The sequence below is a fragment of the Pseudomonas zeae genome, from assembly GCF_014268485.2.
In the GTDB taxonomy this organism is placed as follows: Bacteria; Pseudomonadota; Gammaproteobacteria; order Pseudomonadales; family Pseudomonadaceae; genus Aquipseudomonas; species Aquipseudomonas neuropathica.
In genome coordinates this window covers 5,215,862-5,233,314 of record NZ_CP077090.1, presented here as the reverse complement: position 1 = coordinate 5,233,314, position 17,453 = coordinate 5,215,862, and the positions used below count along the sequence as shown (strand labels likewise).

General features: G+C 60.0%; 14 protein-coding genes. 8 read left to right on the top strand and 6 right to left on the bottom strand.

Features of this window, described 5'->3' with window-relative positions:
* Nucleotides 1-381: 381 nt before the first annotated feature.
* The 6 genes from HU754_RS23125 to gap all read right to left on the bottom strand — a co-directional run bounded on the left by HU754_RS23125 (nt 382) and on the right by gap (nt 7,173).
* Nucleotides 382-792, bottom strand: a complete 411-nt coding sequence (locus HU754_RS23125) for a YbaN family protein (protein WP_186623920.1) — start codon at nt 790-792, stop codon at nt 382-384.
* A 163-nt stretch (nt 793-955) separates the two neighbouring features.
* Nucleotides 956-1,552: a biliverdin-producing heme oxygenase gene (locus HU754_RS23120; RefSeq protein WP_186623922.1), complete on the bottom strand. Its 597-nt coding sequence runs from the start codon at nt 1,550-1,552 to the stop codon at nt 956-958.
* Between the two features lie 111 nt (nt 1,553-1,663).
* Nucleotides 1,664-4,249, bottom strand: coding sequence for a TonB-dependent receptor (locus HU754_RS23115; RefSeq protein ID WP_186623924.1), 2,586 nt, complete (start codon nt 4,247-4,249; stop codon nt 1,664-1,666).
* Between the two features lie 122 nt (nt 4,250-4,371).
* Nucleotides 4,372-5,337, bottom strand: a complete 966-nt coding sequence (locus HU754_RS23110; protein ID WP_186623926.1) for a FecR family protein — start codon at nt 5,335-5,337, stop codon at nt 4,372-4,374.
* A 125-nt stretch (nt 5,338-5,462) separates the two neighbouring features.
* Nucleotides 5,463-5,981, bottom strand: a complete 519-nt coding sequence (locus HU754_RS23105; RefSeq protein ID WP_093430467.1) for an RNA polymerase sigma factor — start codon at nt 5,979-5,981, stop codon at nt 5,463-5,465.
* 190 nt (nt 5,982-6,171) lie between these two features.
* Nucleotides 6,172-7,173 carry a type I glyceraldehyde-3-phosphate dehydrogenase gene (gap, locus tag HU754_RS23100; protein ID WP_099756996.1) on the bottom strand — a complete coding sequence of 334 codons (1,002 nt, stop codon included), beginning with the start codon at nt 7,171-7,173 and terminating at the stop codon, nt 6,172-6,174.
* 220 nt (nt 7,174-7,393) lie between these two features.
* Between gap and edd the strand changes: the two genes are divergently transcribed.
* The 8 genes from edd to HU754_RS23060 all read left to right on the top strand — a co-directional run bounded on the left by edd (nt 7,394) and on the right by HU754_RS23060 (nt 17,451).
* Nucleotides 7,394-9,220 carry a phosphogluconate dehydratase gene (edd, locus tag HU754_RS23095; protein WP_093430466.1) on the top strand — a complete coding sequence of 609 codons (1,827 nt, stop codon included), beginning with the start codon at nt 7,394-7,396 and terminating at the stop codon, nt 9,218-9,220.
* Complete coding sequence (locus tag HU754_RS23090) at nt 9,217-10,176, top strand: glucokinase (RefSeq protein ID WP_093430465.1); 960 nt, start codon at nt 9,217-9,219, stop codon at nt 10,174-10,176. Before edd ends, HU754_RS23090 begins: the two co-directional genes overlap by 4 nt.
* A 179-nt stretch (nt 10,177-10,355) precedes the next feature.
* Complete coding sequence (locus HU754_RS23085) at nt 10,356-11,087, top strand: response regulator (RefSeq protein ID WP_003227460.1); 732 nt, start codon at nt 10,356-10,358, stop codon at nt 11,085-11,087.
* Complete coding sequence (locus tag HU754_RS23080; protein WP_186623927.1) at nt 11,077-12,546, top strand: ATP-binding protein; 1,470 nt, start codon at nt 11,077-11,079, stop codon at nt 12,544-12,546. Before HU754_RS23085 ends, HU754_RS23080 begins: the two co-directional genes overlap by 11 nt.
* 310 nt (nt 12,547-12,856) lie before the next feature.
* Nucleotides 12,857-14,116, top strand: coding sequence for a D-mannose isomerase (locus HU754_RS23075; protein ID WP_093430463.1), 1,260 nt, complete (start codon nt 12,857-12,859; stop codon nt 14,114-14,116).
* Between the two features lie 130 nt (nt 14,117-14,246).
* Nucleotides 14,247-15,548 carry an ABC transporter substrate-binding protein gene (locus tag HU754_RS23070; RefSeq protein ID WP_016983700.1) on the top strand — a complete coding sequence of 434 codons (1,302 nt, stop codon included), beginning with the start codon at nt 14,247-14,249 and terminating at the stop codon, nt 15,546-15,548.
* Between the two features lie 156 nt (nt 15,549-15,704).
* Nucleotides 15,705-16,613 carry a carbohydrate ABC transporter permease gene (locus HU754_RS23065; RefSeq protein WP_007917874.1) on the top strand — a complete coding sequence of 303 codons (909 nt, stop codon included), beginning with the start codon at nt 15,705-15,707 and terminating at the stop codon, nt 16,611-16,613.
* Nucleotides 16,606-17,451, top strand: coding sequence for a carbohydrate ABC transporter permease (locus tag HU754_RS23060; protein ID WP_007917872.1), 846 nt, complete (start codon nt 16,606-16,608; stop codon nt 17,449-17,451). The genes HU754_RS23065 and HU754_RS23060 overlap by 8 nt, the downstream gene beginning before the upstream one ends.
* The last annotated feature ends 2 nt before the right edge of the window (nt 17,452-17,453 follow it).

Genomic DNA, 17,453 nt, shown 5'->3' with positions numbered 1-17,453 from the left:
TGTTCGGCGGCTTTGGCTTGCAACAGATTCTGCACACTGGCGGTGAGCAACTGGTTACTGGAGTTGCTGACCAGTTCGTCGTTCTGATTGGTCTGGTAAATGTTCATGCCGACGATCAGCGCGACCACACCGAGCAGGCACAGGCCGGAGAGCAGGACGATTTTCAGGCGAATGGACAGAGAGTCGAACATGGGGCGATCTCGCGAATGAATAAACGGGTGGCATTCGGGCAGGAGCTACCCGGTTCGCCAAATCCATTCAGCGCCATTCAATGCTCATCGGCGCGTGAGCAGAGGGCATGAGTCGCGTGCCGACGGACGGTCAGCGCTAAACGTTTGCGCAGGAGAAAGTGCTGAAAAAGCGAATAATTACAGGGATGTTTCAGTGTGAAGACGGGTCAGTGCAGACCCGGATGGATTCCGGGCGCGACCAGATCCACAGATTGCCCAGGCTCATCCCGGCAATCGCCAGATAGATTGGCCAGCCGTGATCGAGCATCACCAGCATCAAAGTCGCGCAGAGCAACATGCTCACTGTCGCGCTGACTTTGGCCTTGCGCGCGATGATCTTGCCGTTGCGCCAGTTGCTCAGGATCGGCCCGAACAGCCGGTGGTTTTCCAGCCAGGCACTCAGGCGCGGCGAGCTGCGGGTTGCGGCCCAGGCGGCGAGAAGGATGAACTCGGTGGTCGGCAGGCCCGGCACGACGATGGCGATCAGGCCGATGCCGAGGCTGACGTAGGCCAAGAGGCCGAACAGCACGCGGGCGAGTTTCGAGGAGGCGGGTTGCGGCATGGGCTACGCGGTGGCTTCTGAAGCGGAACGGAGATCTTACAGGTTGTTGCAGTTCCCATGTGGGAGCGAGCCTGCTCGCGAAAGCGGTGGATCAGTCACATTGATGTTGAATGTGCTGCCGCCTTCGCGAGCAGGCTCGCTCCCACAAGGGATGTGTGTTGCTTCAGGCCGGTTCGGCCTCTGTGGCGTAAGCCTGTTCCAGCAGCACGGTGAAGCGGTTGAACGCGTCGATCGCGCCTTGTTCGACTTCGGCTTCTTCTTCGGCAGTGAACTGCAGCGAGTCGAGGGTGCGCACGAAGCTCTTCCAGCCTTCCGCACGGCCACCTTCAGGCTCGCCGAGGTGACGGGCGCCAAAGGTTTCGCTCAGCTCCAGCGCTACTGCGCGTTTGATCAGGAATGCAGCGCCGAGCTTCGAGCCTTCGGAGACAAAGAGCCAGCCCAGGGCGCGAGCCTTGCTCGGATTTTTCACCGCGCCAGCTACGGGTGCCGGCATTTCGGTGTCAAGATCGGCGAGGTCAGCCTTGGCCGCTTCGGCACGGCAACGGGCCGGCAGATCCGGGACGATGGCGGTCAGTTCGGCGTCGTTGTAGAGGTCGACCAGCTCTGACTGGAACAGGTACTGCGCGACGACGAAACGGGCGAAGTTGGCGCGGGTCTCGAACGGCGCGTGGGCTTTGACCAGGGCGTCGAGCTTGCTGTGCGGCTCGTGGGTGATCTGGTTCAAGCGTTGCGAACGCAGGGCTTTTTCCGAAGTGGTCATGACATGTCCTTGATAAAAGAGGCGCTTGATAACGAGACGAACAAGGCGACGTGCAAGCGTAAAAAAACCTCACGGCGTGGTGCCTGAACACGCGCCGTGAGGTTCGCCGGATCAGATGTCCCAGATCAGATTGATCGCGAAGTTGCGGCCCGGTTGGGTCAGTCGATCAAGGTTGGCCGGTTGCGTTACCGACGCTTCGCCGACGCTGTCGTAACCGCGCACGTCATCCCACAGCCAGTATTTCTTGTCGGTCAGGTTGTAGATGCCGCCGCTGACAGTGACGTCGTCGGTGATTTTGTAATAACCGGCCAGATCAAGAATGCCGAAGCCCGGGGTTTTGAACTGGCTGCTGACGCCATCCGGCGACTTGAAGTTGCTGTCGTCGACGCGATCCTTTTTCTTCACCACGGTCCAGCTCAGCAGGCCGCCGTAGTTGTCCTGGTCGTAACCCAGACCGAACACGCCGGTCAGCGGGTTGACGCTGTTGATCGGCTCGCCGTTGTCGTTGTTGCGACCGTAGGCGTAGGCAATCGAGCCTTGGGTATACAGGCCTTGCGGTGCGCCGAACGCATCCAGATTCAGACGACCTTTGACTTCCGCACCTTTGATGGTGGCGTGTTTGATGTTGGCCGACTGGAAGGTCAGCTCGTTGCGGCCCGGGGTCACGGCGTCTTCGTTGATGAAGTCGCGGTACTTGTTATAGAACACCGCCACGTCGAACGAGCCGTGTTCGAAGTTGCCGCGCAGGCCGGTTTCGTAGCTTTTGCTTTTTTCCGGTTCGAGGTCTGGGTTCGGCGCCACGCTGTAGCCGGTGGTAGTGTTTTCGAAGCGGCCGTACAGGGCTTTCGCGGTCGGGGTGCGGAAGCCTTCAGCGTACTGACCGTACCAGGTGTAGTTTTCGGACAGGGCGTAGGTCAGGCCGAATTTCGGCGAGACTTTGTGCCAGGTTTTGTTCTCGTCGCTGACTGTGCCTTGGCCATCCGCTGCCACGGTGTTAAGGAACTCCTGGGTGATGTGCGGCTTGAGCTGCGTGTAGTCGTAGCGCAGGCCCGGCAGGAAGGTCCAGTTGTTCCAGCTGATCTGATCCTGAGCGAACACGCTGTAGGTGTTGATGGTCGGGTCCGGGAAGTCGGTGGCCTTTGCCAACACGTCAGCGGTACTGGTTGCGCCGATCGCGGTGCAGCCGCGACCGACGGCCAGGCAAGTGCCGTCGCCGCTGCGCGAGCCGGTGACTTTCTGCTGTTTGATGGTGGTGCCGTAAGTCAGCACGTGATCGGTGTCGCCGATGGCGAACGCCTTGTCCAGTTGGGCATCGAAGACCCATTGTTTCTCTTCGTAAATGGTGTCGCGAGTACGCAGCACCTTGCGGGTGATCGGGTAGTAGAACTCGGTGGTGCTCTGGTCGGTCTTGGCGATCTGGTGGTTGAGGCTCCACTTCACGTTGTCGACCAGCAGGCTGTCGAGGGCGAACGAGTGCTCGATGCCGAAACGCTCACGGGTGATGGTGTCGTTGCCGGTGCGCCACTGGTACATGCCGCCGGGCAGCACGCTGTCGGGGATGGTCGGGGCGCCGTTGAAGTACGGCCCGCCGTAAGCACTCTTCTGATCGGTGTCGCGATCATCCTTGTACTTTTCGTAGGTCAGGCCCAGACGCGAATCGTCGTTGTAGTTCCAGCCGATCTTGGCCAGCACGTTGTAGGCGTTGACGTCTTCCGGGTTGGCGGCGGTGCGTTCCAGACCGGTGCCGTTGTTGCTGCCGTAGGAATCGGTCTCGTGACCGTCGCGCTGGCTGTAGTGCAGCAAGCCGTCGAACTGGTCGGCACGGCCGGCGACGGTGGCGGACTTCAGCCAGCTGTCATCGGCGGAGCTGTAACCGCTTTTCAGGCGCGCACCGACGTCTTTGCCCGGCTTGATGATGTCGTCGGCATCAAGGGTGTAGTAGCTGACGGCGCCGCCGATGGCGTTGCTGCCGTACAGCACCGAGGCCGGGCCACGGAGAATTTCCACGCGTTTGACGATTTCCGGGCCAACGTAATTGCGCTGGGTCTTGGCGTACGGACCGTTGAAAAAACCATCCGGGACTTCGACGCCATCCACCTGAGTCAGGATGCGGTCGCCGTCGATGCCGCGAATGTTATAGCCGCTGATGCCGCCGCGGGTGCCGGCGCCGCCGACGGAAACACCCGGTTCGTAGCGGACCAGATCCTTGATGGTGTTGACGTTGTTGCGGTCCAGATCCTGACGGGTCTGCACGGTGACAGTGGCCGGCACGCTGTTGACCGACTGCTCCTGACGGGTGGCGCTGATGGTCACCTGATCCAGATTGAGCGTGCCGCTGGCGTTGCGCTTTTCCAGCACGACATTGTTGTTGCTGATTTTGCGGAAGCTCAGGTTGGTCCCCACCAACAGACGCTCGAGGGCTTTTTCCGGTGGCAGCGAGCCACGCACGCCCGGTGACGACACGCCCTGACCCAATTCTGCCGGCAAGCCAACCTGCCAACCGGTCACGGCGGTGAAGGCATTGAGCGCCGACACCAGCGGCTGCTGGCCGATGGCGAACGAGTAATCGCCCATGTTGCGCGTCGGTTGCTCGGTAGCCGCCATCAGCGGTGCAGAACCGGCCATCAGGATGGCAGCGGTCAGCAGCGACAGCACGCGGGAAGGGGAGGAGGTCTGGCGGGTAAGGCGTGAGGACATCGATAGCGCTCCGTGTCGCACGAATCTTTATAGGGGCTGATTGGCTTCGCGTGTTGCGAATCAATTGCATTGGCTATAACGAGACGTACTGACGTTGGCTATCGAGTAAAAATAATTCTCATTTAGTTCAGGATGACCAAGGCGGGGAATTCTTTCAGTTGCGCCGAGGTGATGTGAGCGAGGGATCGAACTACATCAAGCGGCTGGTCGAGTCGGTAATTGCCGGTTACGGCGACGTCGGCCAACTGCTCGTTGGTGTTGATGATCCAGCCCGGATAGTAGCGGCGCAATTCGGCCAGCACCTGATTCAACGGGCAGTTCTCGAACACCAAGCGGCCCTGCACCCACGCCAGATCGGTGTTGGCGTCGAGTTTGGCCGGGCGGTCGAAACCGTTGGGGCCGATACGAATACTCTCACCCGCCTTAAGACGTACGCGAGCGTCGTTATGCGTTGCCTGCAGATCGACATCGCCGCGCTGCACGTTAACCTGCGCCACGCCATCGAGATAACGCACGGCAAATGCGGTATCGCGCACGCTGGCGCGAACCGGACCGGCGTCGATTTCCAAGGGTTGGCTGCGGCCACTGGCAATCTCGAAAAACGCTTCGCCCTGGTACAGCCGCGCCACACGTTTTTGATCGTTGATGGTGCTGGAGAATGCCGAATTGGTATTGAGCAGGACTTTCGAGCCGTCCTCCAGTTGCAGACGCTGGCGCTCGCCAACCACCGTGAGGTGATCGGCCTGAAGGCGCATCGGCAAATTGCTGAAACTGAACAAACCGAGGATCAGCACGGCGGCAGTGGCCAGTGGTTTCCAGTGCGGACGCAGACGCTTGAGAAAAGTGACCTTCGCAGGTTTGGCCGCCAGGCTTTGCGCGCACTGTGCGACTTGCGGGCCATCCCAGATCGCTTGAGCCTTGGCGAACGCTTCGGCATTCAACGGATCGGCCGCCAGCCAGGCATGAAACTGCCGGGTCTGCTCCTCGTCCGGGCTGCCGAGCACGATGAGCCAGTCCAGTGCCTGGTCCATTGCGTTGGCAGCGTCCTGCTCCGAATCCGGCGAAGGCGAGCGGTGGGTGTCCGTCACGGTGTTTCCTCGGCAGTGTCTGCGCACGGCTGTTTTTTTAAGTGAAGCGTAAAAGTCGGGCAAGGGTAACAAAGCCCGATGATCCGTGCAGTCGATCCTGGCACTTACAGAAAAGGCCTACGACCTCAGTCGCCATTCAAACGTTCGGCGACGCCGATGCAAATGCTCATGATCAGCTTCAGTTCTTTCTGCACGGTGCTGAGGGAAACATTCAGCTCATCGGCGATTTCCTGATAACTGTTTCCGTGCAAACGGCTGAGGATGAAAATCTGCTGCTGGCGGGGGCTGAGTTGACTGAGGCTCACGTTCAGGCGCTCCAGCATCTGTTCGGCGTGGGCGGCGTCTTCGGCGCTGCTGGCAGGGGCGGCGACGCTGTGCACGACATCCTGCGGCACATCATCGACCATGGTTCGCGAATGGATCTTGCGCGCACGCAAGTGATCCAGCGCCAGATTGCGTGCGGTCTGGAAGACAAAAGGTTCGAGGTGATCAATGGCCCGCTCGCTCAACGCCCGCGTCACGCGCAGGTAGGTCTCCTGCAACAGGTCTTCAGCGGTGCTGTGATTGTTGACCATCCGTTCCAGCGTTCGCAGCAGTGAAGTGCGCTGGGTGAGGAAGACGTGGTTGAAGCGCGATTGACTCACGGGAGGACCTGATCGATTTCAAGCGAATGATAATGCTTATCATCTAGTCGAATGGTCAAGCCCTGATTTTAAATACAGCACAAAACCCTGTAGGAGTGAGCCTGCTCGCGATAGCGGTAGATCAGCTACAACATCTGTGACTGACAGATAGCAATCGCGAGCAGGCTCACTCCTACAAGGGATACGGGATTTACTCCGCGTTACACAGCGCCAGGCAGTTATCCAGCATGCGGTTGGAGAAGCCCCACTCATTGTCATACCAGGCCAGCACTTTCAGCAGTTTGCCGCTGGCTTTGGTGTGGTTGGCGTCGAAGATCGACGACAACGGGTTGTGGTTAAAGTCACTGGACACCAGCGGCAGGGTGTTGAAGCCGAGAATCTTCGAGTGTTGACTGGCCGCTTTCATCAGCGCGTTGACTTCCTCGGCGCTGGCTTCTTTTTTCAGCTGCACGGTCAGGTCCACCAGCGACACATTGATCACCGGCACCCGCACGGCCATGCCGGTCAATTTGCCCGCCAGTTCCGGCAGCACCAGGCCCACTGCTTCAGCAGCGCCGGTCTTGCTCGGGATCATGTTCTGCGTGGCCGAGCGCGCGCGGTACGGGTCGGTGTGATAGACGTCAGTGAGGTTCTGATCGTTGGTGTAGGCGTGAATGGTGGTCATCAGACCGCTTTCGATCCCCAGCTCGCGGTGCAGCACTTGCGCCACTGGCGCCAGGCAGTTGGTGGTGCACGAAGCGTTGGAGATGATCTGGTGCGACTGGCGCAGAATGTCGTGGTTCACACCATATACAACCGTGGCGTCGGCACCTTTGGCCGGCGCCGAGATGATCACTTTGCGCGCGCCGGCAGTAATATGCGCGGCCGCTTTGGCGCGATCGGTAAAGAGACCGGTGCATTCGAACACCACATCAATCTTTTCCGCCGCCCATGGCAATTCGGCCGGGTTGCGAATCGCGCTGACCGCAATGCGGTCGCCGTTGACGGTCAGACTTTCGTTGTCATGCTCGACCTGAGCGTCGAACGTGCCGTGAACGGTGTCGTATTTGAGCAGATGAGCATTGATCGAGCTGTCGCCCAGATCATTGATGGCGACGATCTGCAGATCCTGTCGATAGCCTTGGGTATACAGTGCGCGCAGGACATTACGGCCGATGCGGCCAAAACCATTGATTGCGATTCGAAGAGTCATGGAACAGCGCCGCCGTCGTTTTGTTGTTGGAATTACAAGATTATTCGCATAAAAATAGAAAACAAGCCTTTTTAGTGGCAATATTTTGTTTTATCTACAACGAGTGACCTGAATCAACTGGTCCGAATGGTCAAAAAAGCCGTCTGTCATTCCAACAACAACGGCGTTTGATCAGCATAGACAATCAGGTCGCCACATCCGTTAGCCTGGAGTTCTACACATGCATCCCCGCGTCCTTGAGGTCACCGAACGGCTTATCGCCCGCAGCCGCGCCACGCGTCAGGCTTACCTTGCACTGATTCGCGGCGCCGCCACCGACGGGCCGATGCGCGGCAAGCTGCAATGCGCCAACTTCGCCCACGGCGTGGCCGGTTGCGGCAGCGAAGACAAGCACAGCCTGCGGATGATGAACTCGGCGAACATCGCCATTGTTTCTTCGTATAACGACATGCTCTCGGCGCACCAGCCGTACGAAGTGTTCCCGGAACAAATCAAGAATGCCCTGCGCGAAATCGGCTCGGTCGGCCAGTTCGCTGGCGGTACGCCGGCGATGTGCGACGGTGTGACCCAAGGCGAGCCGGGCATGGAACTGAGCCTGCCGAGTCGCGAAGTGATCGCCATGTCGACCGCCGTGGCGCTGTCGCACAACATGTTCGACGGCGCACTGATGCTCGGCATCTGCGACAAGATCGTGCCGGGCCTGATGATGGGGTCGCTGCGTTTCGGTCACCTGCCGACGATTTTCGTCCCGGGTGGGCCGATGGTCTCGGGGATTTCCAACAAGGAAAAAGCCGACGTCCGTCAGAAGTACGCCGAAGGCAAAGCCACCCGCGAAGAGCTGCTGGAATCGGAGATGAAGTCCTACCACAGCCCGGGTACCTGCACCTTCTACGGCACCGCCAACACCAACCAGTTGCTGATGGAAGTCATGGGCCTGCACTTGCCGGGCGCCTCTTTCGTCAACCCGAACACGCCGCTGCGTGATGCGCTGACCCGTGAAGCCGCGCACCAAGTGACGCGTCTGACCAAACAAAATGGCAACTTCATGCCGATCGGTGAAATCGTCGACGAGAAGTCGCTGGTCAACTCGATTGTTGCGCTGCACGCCACCGGCGGCTCGACCAACCACACCCTGCACATGCCGGCCATCGCCATGGCGGCGGGCATTCAACTGACCTGGCAGGACATGGCCGACCTCTCCGAAGTCGTGCCGACCCTGAGCCACGTTTACCCGAACGGCAAAGCCGACATCAACCACTTCCAGGCCGCGGGCGGCATGTCGTTCCTGATTCGCGAACTGCTCGGTGCCGGCCTGCTGCACGAAGACGTCAACACCGTACTCGGCCACGGCTTGAGCCAGTACACCAAAGAGCCGTTCCTCGATAACGGCCAGTTGGTATGGCGCGAAGGCCCGACGGACAGCCTCGACGAAAACATTCTGCGTCCAGTGGCGCGTGCGTTCTCGGCGGAGGGTGGTCTGCGCGTAATGGAGGGCAATCTCGGTCGCGGTGTGATGAAGGTTTCTGCGGTCGCGTTGGAAAACCAGATCGTCGAAGCGCCAGCCATGGTGTTCCAGGATCAGCAGGACTTGGCCGATGCATTCAAGGCCGGTTTGCTGGAGAAGGATTTTGTCGCCGTGATGCGCTTCCAGGGCCCGCGTTCCAATGGCATGCCGGAACTGCACAAGATGACGCCGTTCCTCGGCGTGCTGCAGGATCGCGGCTTCAAAGTCGCGCTGGTGACCGACGGGCGGATGTCCGGTGCCTCGGGGAAAATCCCCGCAGCGATTCACGTCAGCCCGGAAGCTTATGTCGGTGGCGCTTTGGCGCGCGTGCAAGAGGGCGATATCATCCGCGTCGATGGCGTCAAAGGCACCTTGGAACTGAAGGTCGACGCCGCCGAATTTGCAGCGCGCGAACCCGCCAAAGGCCTGTTGGGCAACAACATCGGCAGCGGGCGCGAACTGTTTGGCTTCATGCGCATGGCCTTCAGCTCGGCGGAGCAGGGCGCCAGCGCCTTCACTTCTGCCCTGGAGACGCTTAATTGAAACTGGCTTTGGTCGGTGATATCGGAGGCACCAACGCGCGGTTTGCGTTGTGGAAAAACCAGCAACTGGAATCGGTTCAGGTGCTGGCCACGGCCGACCATGCCAGCCCGGAAGAGGCGATCAGCCTCTATCTGAGCGGGCTCGGTCTGGCGCCTGGTTCGATCGGTTCGGTGTGCTTGTCCGTGGCAGGTCCGGTCAGTGGTGATGAATTCAAATTCACCAACAATCACTGGCGCTTGAGTCGCACAGCGTTCTGCAAAACCTTGCAGGTCGAGCAGTTGTTGCTGGTCAACGACTTCTCGGCGATGGCGCTGGGCATGACCCGTTTGCAGCCCGGCGAATTCCGCGTGGTCTGCGAGGGCACGCCGGAGCCGTTGCGCCCGGCGGTGGTGATCGGCCCGGGCACTGGCCTTGGCGTCGGCACCTTGCTCGATCTTGGCGAGGGCCGTTTCGCGGCGTTGCCGGGTGAGGGCGGGCATGTTGATCTGCCGTTGAGCAGTCCGCGTGAAACCCAGCTGTGGCAGCACATCCACAACGAAATCGGCCATGTCAGCGCGGAAACTGCGTTGAGCGGCGGCGGTTTGCCACGGGTTTACCGGGCGATCTGTGCGGTGGATGGGCACGAGCCAACGCTTGATACCCCGGAAGCGATCACGGCGGCCGGTCTTGCGGGTGATCCGATTGCCCTGGAAGTGCTGGAGCAGTTCTGCTGCTGGCTCGGCCGTGTGGCCGGCAACAACGTGCTGACCACGGGCGCACGTGGCGGGGTGTATATCGTCGGCGGGGTGATTCCCCGGTTTGCCGATTTCTTCCTCGAAAGCGGTTTTGCGCGCAGCTTTGCTGACAAAGGCTGCATGAGCGATTACTTCAAAGGCATTCCGGTGTGGCTGGTGACAGCGCCGTATTCCGGCCTTGTCGGTGCTGGCGTGGCCCTGGACCAATCAATCCCAACCTGAAATGCAATCAAACTGTAGGAGTGAGCCTGCTCGCGATAGCTGTCTTGGATTCAACACATTCGTTGACTGACAAACCGTTATCGCGAGCAGGCTCACTCCTACAGTTGTTTTGTGGTGTTTGTAAAATCAGTGCTTAAGGCATAATCCGCCCCAATTCCAACAACAAGGATGCCTTCGAAGTGAGCTCAGTCAACAAGTCGATATTGTTGGTCGATGACGACCAGGAAATACGCGAGTTGCTGGAAACCTACCTGACCCGCGCCGGGTTTCAGGTACGGGCCACCGCCGACGGTGCCAGTTTCCGCCAGGCCCTCAACGAGGCGCCGAGCGATCTGGTGATCCTCGATGTCATGCTGCCCGACGAAGATGGCTTCAGCCTGTGCCGTTGGGTGCGTCAGCATCCGCGTCAGGCGCAGGTGCCGATCATCATGCTCACCGCCAGTTCCGACGAAGCCGACCGCGTGATCGGTCTGGAACTCGGCGCCGACGACTACCTCGGCAAACCCTTCAGCCCCCGCGAACTGCAAGCGCGCATCAAGGCGTTGCTGCGGCGTGCGCAATTTGGACAGGAGCGCAGTGGCAGCGACGTGCTGGCCTTTGATGAATGGCGCCTGGACATGGTCAGCCATCGCCTGTTTCACACCGATGGCGAAGAAGTAATTCTCTCCGGTGCCGACTTCGCCCTGCTGAAGCTGTTCCTTGATCACCCGCAGGAAATCCTCGACCGCGACACCATCGGCAACGCCACCCGTGGCCGCGACCTGATGCCGCTCGATCGCATCGTCGACATGGCCGTCAGCCGTTTGCGCCAGCGTCTGCGCGACACCGAGAAACCGCCACGACTGATTCGCACGGTGCGCGGCAGCGGCTACCAACTGGCAGCCAACGTGGTTGCCGGCAATGGCCACTGAGTCGCTGCGCAAATTCGCCGCCAAAGTGCCGATGCCGCGTTCGCTGCTCGGGCGGATGTTGCTGCTGACGTTGCTCGCGGTGCTGTTCGCGCAAACATTGTCGAGCGTGATCTGGGTCTCGCAACTGCGCGCTACGCAACTCGAAGGCCTGGTCACCAGCGCCCGCAGCCTCGCCCATTCGATGACCGCCAGCGTCAGTTACTTCCGCTCGTTGCCGGTGGCTTATCGGCCGTTGGTGCTCGATCAATTGCGCAGCATGGGCGGCACGCGATTCGTGGTGACGCTCAACGACAAGCCACTGGGCATGGATGTGCTACCGGTGACGCCGCGCAAAGCGGCGGTGATGAAAGCCGTCGACGAGGTGCTGCGGCAGACGTTGGGCCATGACACCGATATTTCGGTGACCTTTGTCAGTCCCGAAGACCTGCGCATCTTCAACGCCGGGCTGAAGCTGGATGAATTGCCACGTTCCTGGGCGCATTACGCGCTGACCCTGGAACCGGTGAATCCACCCGTGCTGGTCACGCAGATTCAAATGGCCCCGGGCGAATGGCTGTACATCGCCTCGCTGTTGCCGGAGCCGTACACCAGTCTTGAAGAGCAAGGCCTGCCCTCGCAACAGGTGTGGTTCATCGTCCTCACCAGTGGATTCCTGTTGCTGTTTATCGGCCTGCTGGTGCATTGGCAGAGCCGGCCGCTCAAGCGTCTGGCGCGGGCGGCGCGGGATTTGTCGCTGGGTGCCGACGTCGAGCCAGTGGCCGAGGGCGGCGGCAGTGAAGTGGTCGAAGTGGGGCGTGCGTTCAACACCATGCGCGAGCGCATCAGCCGCTACCTCACCGAGCGCAGTCAGTTGTTCAGCGCGATCTCCCATGACCTGCGCACACCAATCACCCGTTTGCGCTTGCGCGTCGAATTGCTTGAAGACGAACAGCTGCAGGCCAAGTTCGGCCGTGATCTGGATGAGTTGGAACTGCTGGTCAAAGGCGCGCTGCAATGCGTGAAGGACACCGACATCCACGAGAACATCGAATCGGTGGACTTGAACCATGTGCTCGACTGTCTGGTGGAGCCGTATCTGGCGCCGAATGGCAATGGCCGCGTGACGCAGCAGGGCAAGGCGCTGGCGGCTTATCCGGGCAAGCCGCTGGCGTTGAAGCGCTGCATCGGTAACCTGATCGACAATGCGTTGAAGTACGGGCAAAACGCGCATTTGCACATCGACGACGATGAGCGCGCGTTTGTTCTGCATGTCGACGATGAAGGGCCGGGTGTTCCAGAGCAGCGGCTGGAGCAAGTGTTCGAACCGCACTTCCGTTTGGCGGGGCAGCAACAGGGTTATGGCTTGGGGTTGGGCATCGCGCGCAATATTGCCCACAGCCATGGTGGGGAAGTGACGCTGCAGAATCTGCGTGAGGGTGGGTTGCGGGTGACCTTGCAGCTGCCGCGTTCGGCGGATTGAGTCAAAAGCTTTCCCTCACCCTAGCCCTCCCGAAACGTCGGACCGCCCAGAGGGAGAGGGAACTGATCGGGGGATGCTGAAGAGATACGCCGACCTGACTGTACAACGCCGAATCCATAATCGACTCGGTATTTCAGGTCGGCGGAAAGCTTATTACACCTCGGTCGGCTCCCTCTACCTCTGGGAGAGGGCTGGGGTGAGGGCTGCTCTTTGTCACGGACCGGTGACAAAGCCCGCCCCCTTCGTTACAAGACCTCCCCAGCCCGTTGTTTAGACTCCCCCGCAGTCATAACAACAAAAAAGGCCACCCATGGATCTCTTCCAACCCGGCTTCAGCAGTTGGCTGAACGCCCCTGCCCACCAGCAATGGCTCGCCGCCGAAGGCCTGCGCCTGCTGGATTTCGCCAAGGCATCGAAACTGCCTGAAGGCTTCGGCAACCTCGACGAACGCGGCCGTCTGCCAGCGAACGCACAAGCCGAAACGATGAACACCGCGCGCATGACCCACAGCTTCGCCATGGCTCACATTCAGGGCCTGCCGGGTTTCGCCGAGCTGGTCGATCACGGCATCGCCGCCCTGCGCGGGCCGTTGCGTGACGCCCTGCACGGTGGCTGGTTTGCGGTCGCCGAACACCGCGATGACAACACCGGCAAGAACGCCTACCTGCATGCCTTTGTCGCACTCGCCGCCAGCTCTGCGGTGGTCGCACAACGTCCTGGCGCCCAGGCGTTGCTGGATGACGCCGTCGACATCATCGACACGTATTTCTGGAGCGAAGAAGAGGGCGCTATGCGCGAATTCTTCAATCGCGACTGGAGCGAAGAAGAAGCCTATCGCGGTGCCAACAGCAACATGCACGCGACCGAAGCGTTCCTCGCGCTGGCCGATGTCACTGAAGATCCGCGCTGGTTGATTCGCGCGCAACGCATCGTCGAACGCGTTATTCACGGGCACGCCGCCGCCAACGGTTACATGGTCATCGAGCACTTCGACCGCGACTGGCAGCCACTACGCGAATACAACCACGACAATCCCGCCGACGGCTTCCGCCCTTACGGCACCACGCCGGGCCACGGTTTCGAATGGGCGCGGCTGCTGCTGCACCTCGAAGCGGCGCGGGTGCAAGCCGGCATGCTCACGCCCGGTTGGCTCGCCACCGATGCGCAAAAACTGTTCGAGAACAATTGCCGCAACGGTTGGGATGTCGATGGTCTGCCGGGCATCGTCTACACCCTCGACTGGGACAACAAAGCCGTCGTTCGCCATCGCCTGCATTGGACGCACGCCGAGGCCAGTGCCGCTGCCAGTGCTTTGCTCAAACGCACGGGTGATGCGCAATACGAAACCTGGTACCGGCTGTTCTGGGAATTCTGCGAAGTGAATTTCATCGACCGTTGCAACGGTAGCTGGCATCACGAACTCAACCCGCAAAACCTGCCAAGTGCCGATATCTGGCCGGGCAAACCCGATCTGTATCACGCTTGGCAAGCCGTGCTGATCCCTCGTCTACCCTTGTCACCGAGTATGGCAACGGCTCTGGCGCAGTTGTCCCAGAGCGTTGTCATGTGACCAATCATGTAACCATGTAGTGACATTCGCGCGTCCCTTCGTTACCTGCGAAGGGAAACGTCCTGTTTAAACTCCTGTGCAGCGCAAGCACCAGACTTGCATGCATAACAACAAGAAAGGTACATCTCAGATGAATGCGATTTCTCGCCTCGCTACTGTCATTTCTGTCGCCTCCCTGTTCCCGCTCGCAATTCTGCCTCTCAGTGTTTCTGCTGCCGAATCCAAAGGTTCGGTCGAAGTCGTGCATTGGTGGACGTCCGGTGGCGAAAAAGCTGCCGTTGATGTGCTCAAGGCCCAAGTCGAAAAAGACGGTTTCACCTGGAAAGACGGCGCTGTCGCCGGTGGTGGCGGTGCAACGGCCATGACCGTGCTGAAAAGCCGCGCAGTCGCCGGCAACCCGCCTGGCGTCGCTCAGATCAAAGGACCGGACATCCAGGAATGGGCGTCGACCGGTCTGCTCGACACTGACGTGTTGAAAGACGTCGCCAAGTCGGAAAAGTGGGACAGCCTGCTCGACAAGAAAGTCTCCGATACCGTGAAGTACGACGGTGATTACGTGGCCGTGCCGGTGAACATTCACCGTGTGAACTGGCTGTGGATCAACCCGGAAGTGTTCAAGAAAGCCGGGATCACCAAGAACCCGACCACCCTCGAAGAATTCTATGCCGCTGGCGACAAGCTGAAGGCTGCGGGCTTCATCCCGCTGGCTCACGGCGGTCAGCCTTGGCAGGACAGCACCGTGTTCGAAGCCGTGGTGCTCTCGGTCATGGGTGTCGATGGTTACAAGAAAGCCCTGGTTGACCTGGACAATGCCGCGCTGACCGGCCCGGAAATGGTCAAGGCGCTGACCGAGCTGAAGAAAGTCGCGACCTACATGGACGCCGATGGCAAGGGTCAGGACTGGAACCTGGAAGCGGCCAAGGTCATCAACGGCAAGGCCGGCATGCAGATCATGGGTGACTGGGCCAAGTCCGAATGGACCGCTGCCAAGAAAGTCGCCGGCAAGGATTACGAGTGCGTAGCCTTCCCGGGCACCGACAAGGCGTTCACCTACAACATCGACTCGCTGGCCGTGTTCAAGCAGAAGGACGCAGGTACTGCGGCCGGTCAGCAGGACATCGCCAAAGTCGTGCTGGGTGAAAACTTCCAGAAAGTCTTCAGCATCAACAAAGGCTCGATCCCGGTGCGCAACGACATGTTGAACAACATGGACAAGCTCGGTTTCGACTCCTGCGCACAGACTGCTGCCAAAGACTTCCTGGCGGACGCCAAGTCTGGCGGCCTGCAGCCAAGCATGGCGCACAACATGGCGACCACGCTGGCGGTGCAAGGCGCGTTCTTTGATGTCGTGACCAACTACATCAACGACCCGAAAGCCGATCCGGCCGACACCGCCAAGAAACTGGGCGCAGCGATCAAGTCGTCCAAATAAGCGTCGGTAGCGCAGGCTTCTCCTGTGGGAGCGAGCCTGCTCGCGAAGGCGTCGTGTCAGTTGCTCCATCCGTCGACTGACACACCGTTTTCGCGAGCAGGCTCGCTCCCACAAGGGATCTCACTGTAGTTTTTATTCCCTGTACTGGATTTCCCCATGAGTTCTGTTGCTGTGTTCAGCAAGGCCTCGCCGTTCGATGCATTGCAACGCTGGCTGCCAAAACTGGTGCTGGCGCCGAGCATGTTCATCGTGCTGGTGGGCTTCTATGGCTACATCCTGTGGACGTTCGTGCTGTCGTTCACCACCTCGACGTTCCTGCCCAACTACAAATGGGCCGGTCTGGCGCAATACGCGCGGTTGTTCGACAACGATCGCTGGTGGGTCGCGAGCAAGAACCTCGCAGTGTTCGGCGGCATGTTCATCGGTATTACCTTGGTGATTGGCGTGTTGCTGGCGGTGTTCCTCGACCAGCGCATCCGTCGCGAAGGCTTTATCCGCACCATTTACCTGTACCCGATGGCGCTCTCGATGATCGTTACCGGTACCGCCTGGAAATGGCTGCTCAACCCGGGCATGGGCCTGGACAAATTGTTGCGTGACTGGGGCTGGGAAGGCTTCCGTCTCGATTGGCTGATCGACCCGGATCGCGTGGTTTACTGCCTGGTGATCGCCGCTGTCTGGCAAGCCTCGGGCTTCATCATGGCGATGTTCCTCGCCGGCCTGCGTGGCGTCGATCAATCGATCATCCGCGCTGCACAGATCGATGGCGCGAGCATGCCGACGATCTACTGGAAAGTGGTGCTGCCAAGCCTGCGTCCGGTGTTCTTCAGTGCAGTGATGATTCTGGCGCACATCGCGATCAAGAGCTTCGACCTGGTCGCGGCGATGACCGCTGGTGGCCCGGGTTATTCCTCCGACCTGCCGGCGATGTTCATGTATTCCTTCACCTTCAGTCGCGGCCAGATGGGCATGGGCTCGGCCAGTGCGATTCTGATGCTCGGCGCGATCCTCGCGATCATCGTGCCTTACCTGTATTCCGAGCTGAGGACCAAGCGCAATGACTAGTCTCGCTGCCAAACCTGCTATCAGCCTGAGTCGCATCGCGATCTACGCGGTGCTGATCCTCGCCGTACTGCTTTATCTGGTGCCGCTGGTGGTCATGTTGCTGACCAGCTTCAAGACCCCGGAAGACATCAGCACCGGCAACCTGCTGAGCTGGCCGACCGTGGTCAGCGGCATTGGCTGGGTCAAGGCCTGGGCCACGGTTGACGGTTACTTCTGGAATTCGATCAAGATCACCGTTCCGGCCGTAATCATCTCCACCGCCATCGGTGCATTGAACGGTTATGTACTGTCGTTCTGGCGCTTCCGTGGTTCGCAGTTGTTCTTCGGTCTGCTGTTGTTCGGCTGCTTCCTGCCGTTCCAGACCGTGCTGCTGCCGGCTTCGTTCACCCTCGGCAAGATGGGGCTGGCGAGCACCACCACCGGTCTGGTGTTTATCCACGTGGTTTACGGTCTGGCGTTCACCACGCTGTTCTTCCGTAACTATTACGTGAGCATTCCGGATGCGCTGGTGAAAGCCGCACGCCTCGACGGCGCAGGTTTCTTCACGATTTTCCGCCGCATCATTCTGCCGATGTCGACGCCGATCATCATGGTCTGCCTGATCTGGCAGTTCACCCAGATCTGGAACGACTTCCTGTTCGGTGTGGTGTTCTCCAGCGGTGATTCGCAACCGATCACGGTGGCGCTGAACAACCTGGTCAACACCAGCACCGGCGCCAAGGAATACAACGTTGATATGGCAGCGGCGATGATCGCCGGCCTGCCGACCCTGCTGGTCTATGTGGTCGCAGGCAAGTATTTCGTGCGCGGGCTGACAGCCGGCGCAGTCAAGGGGTAATC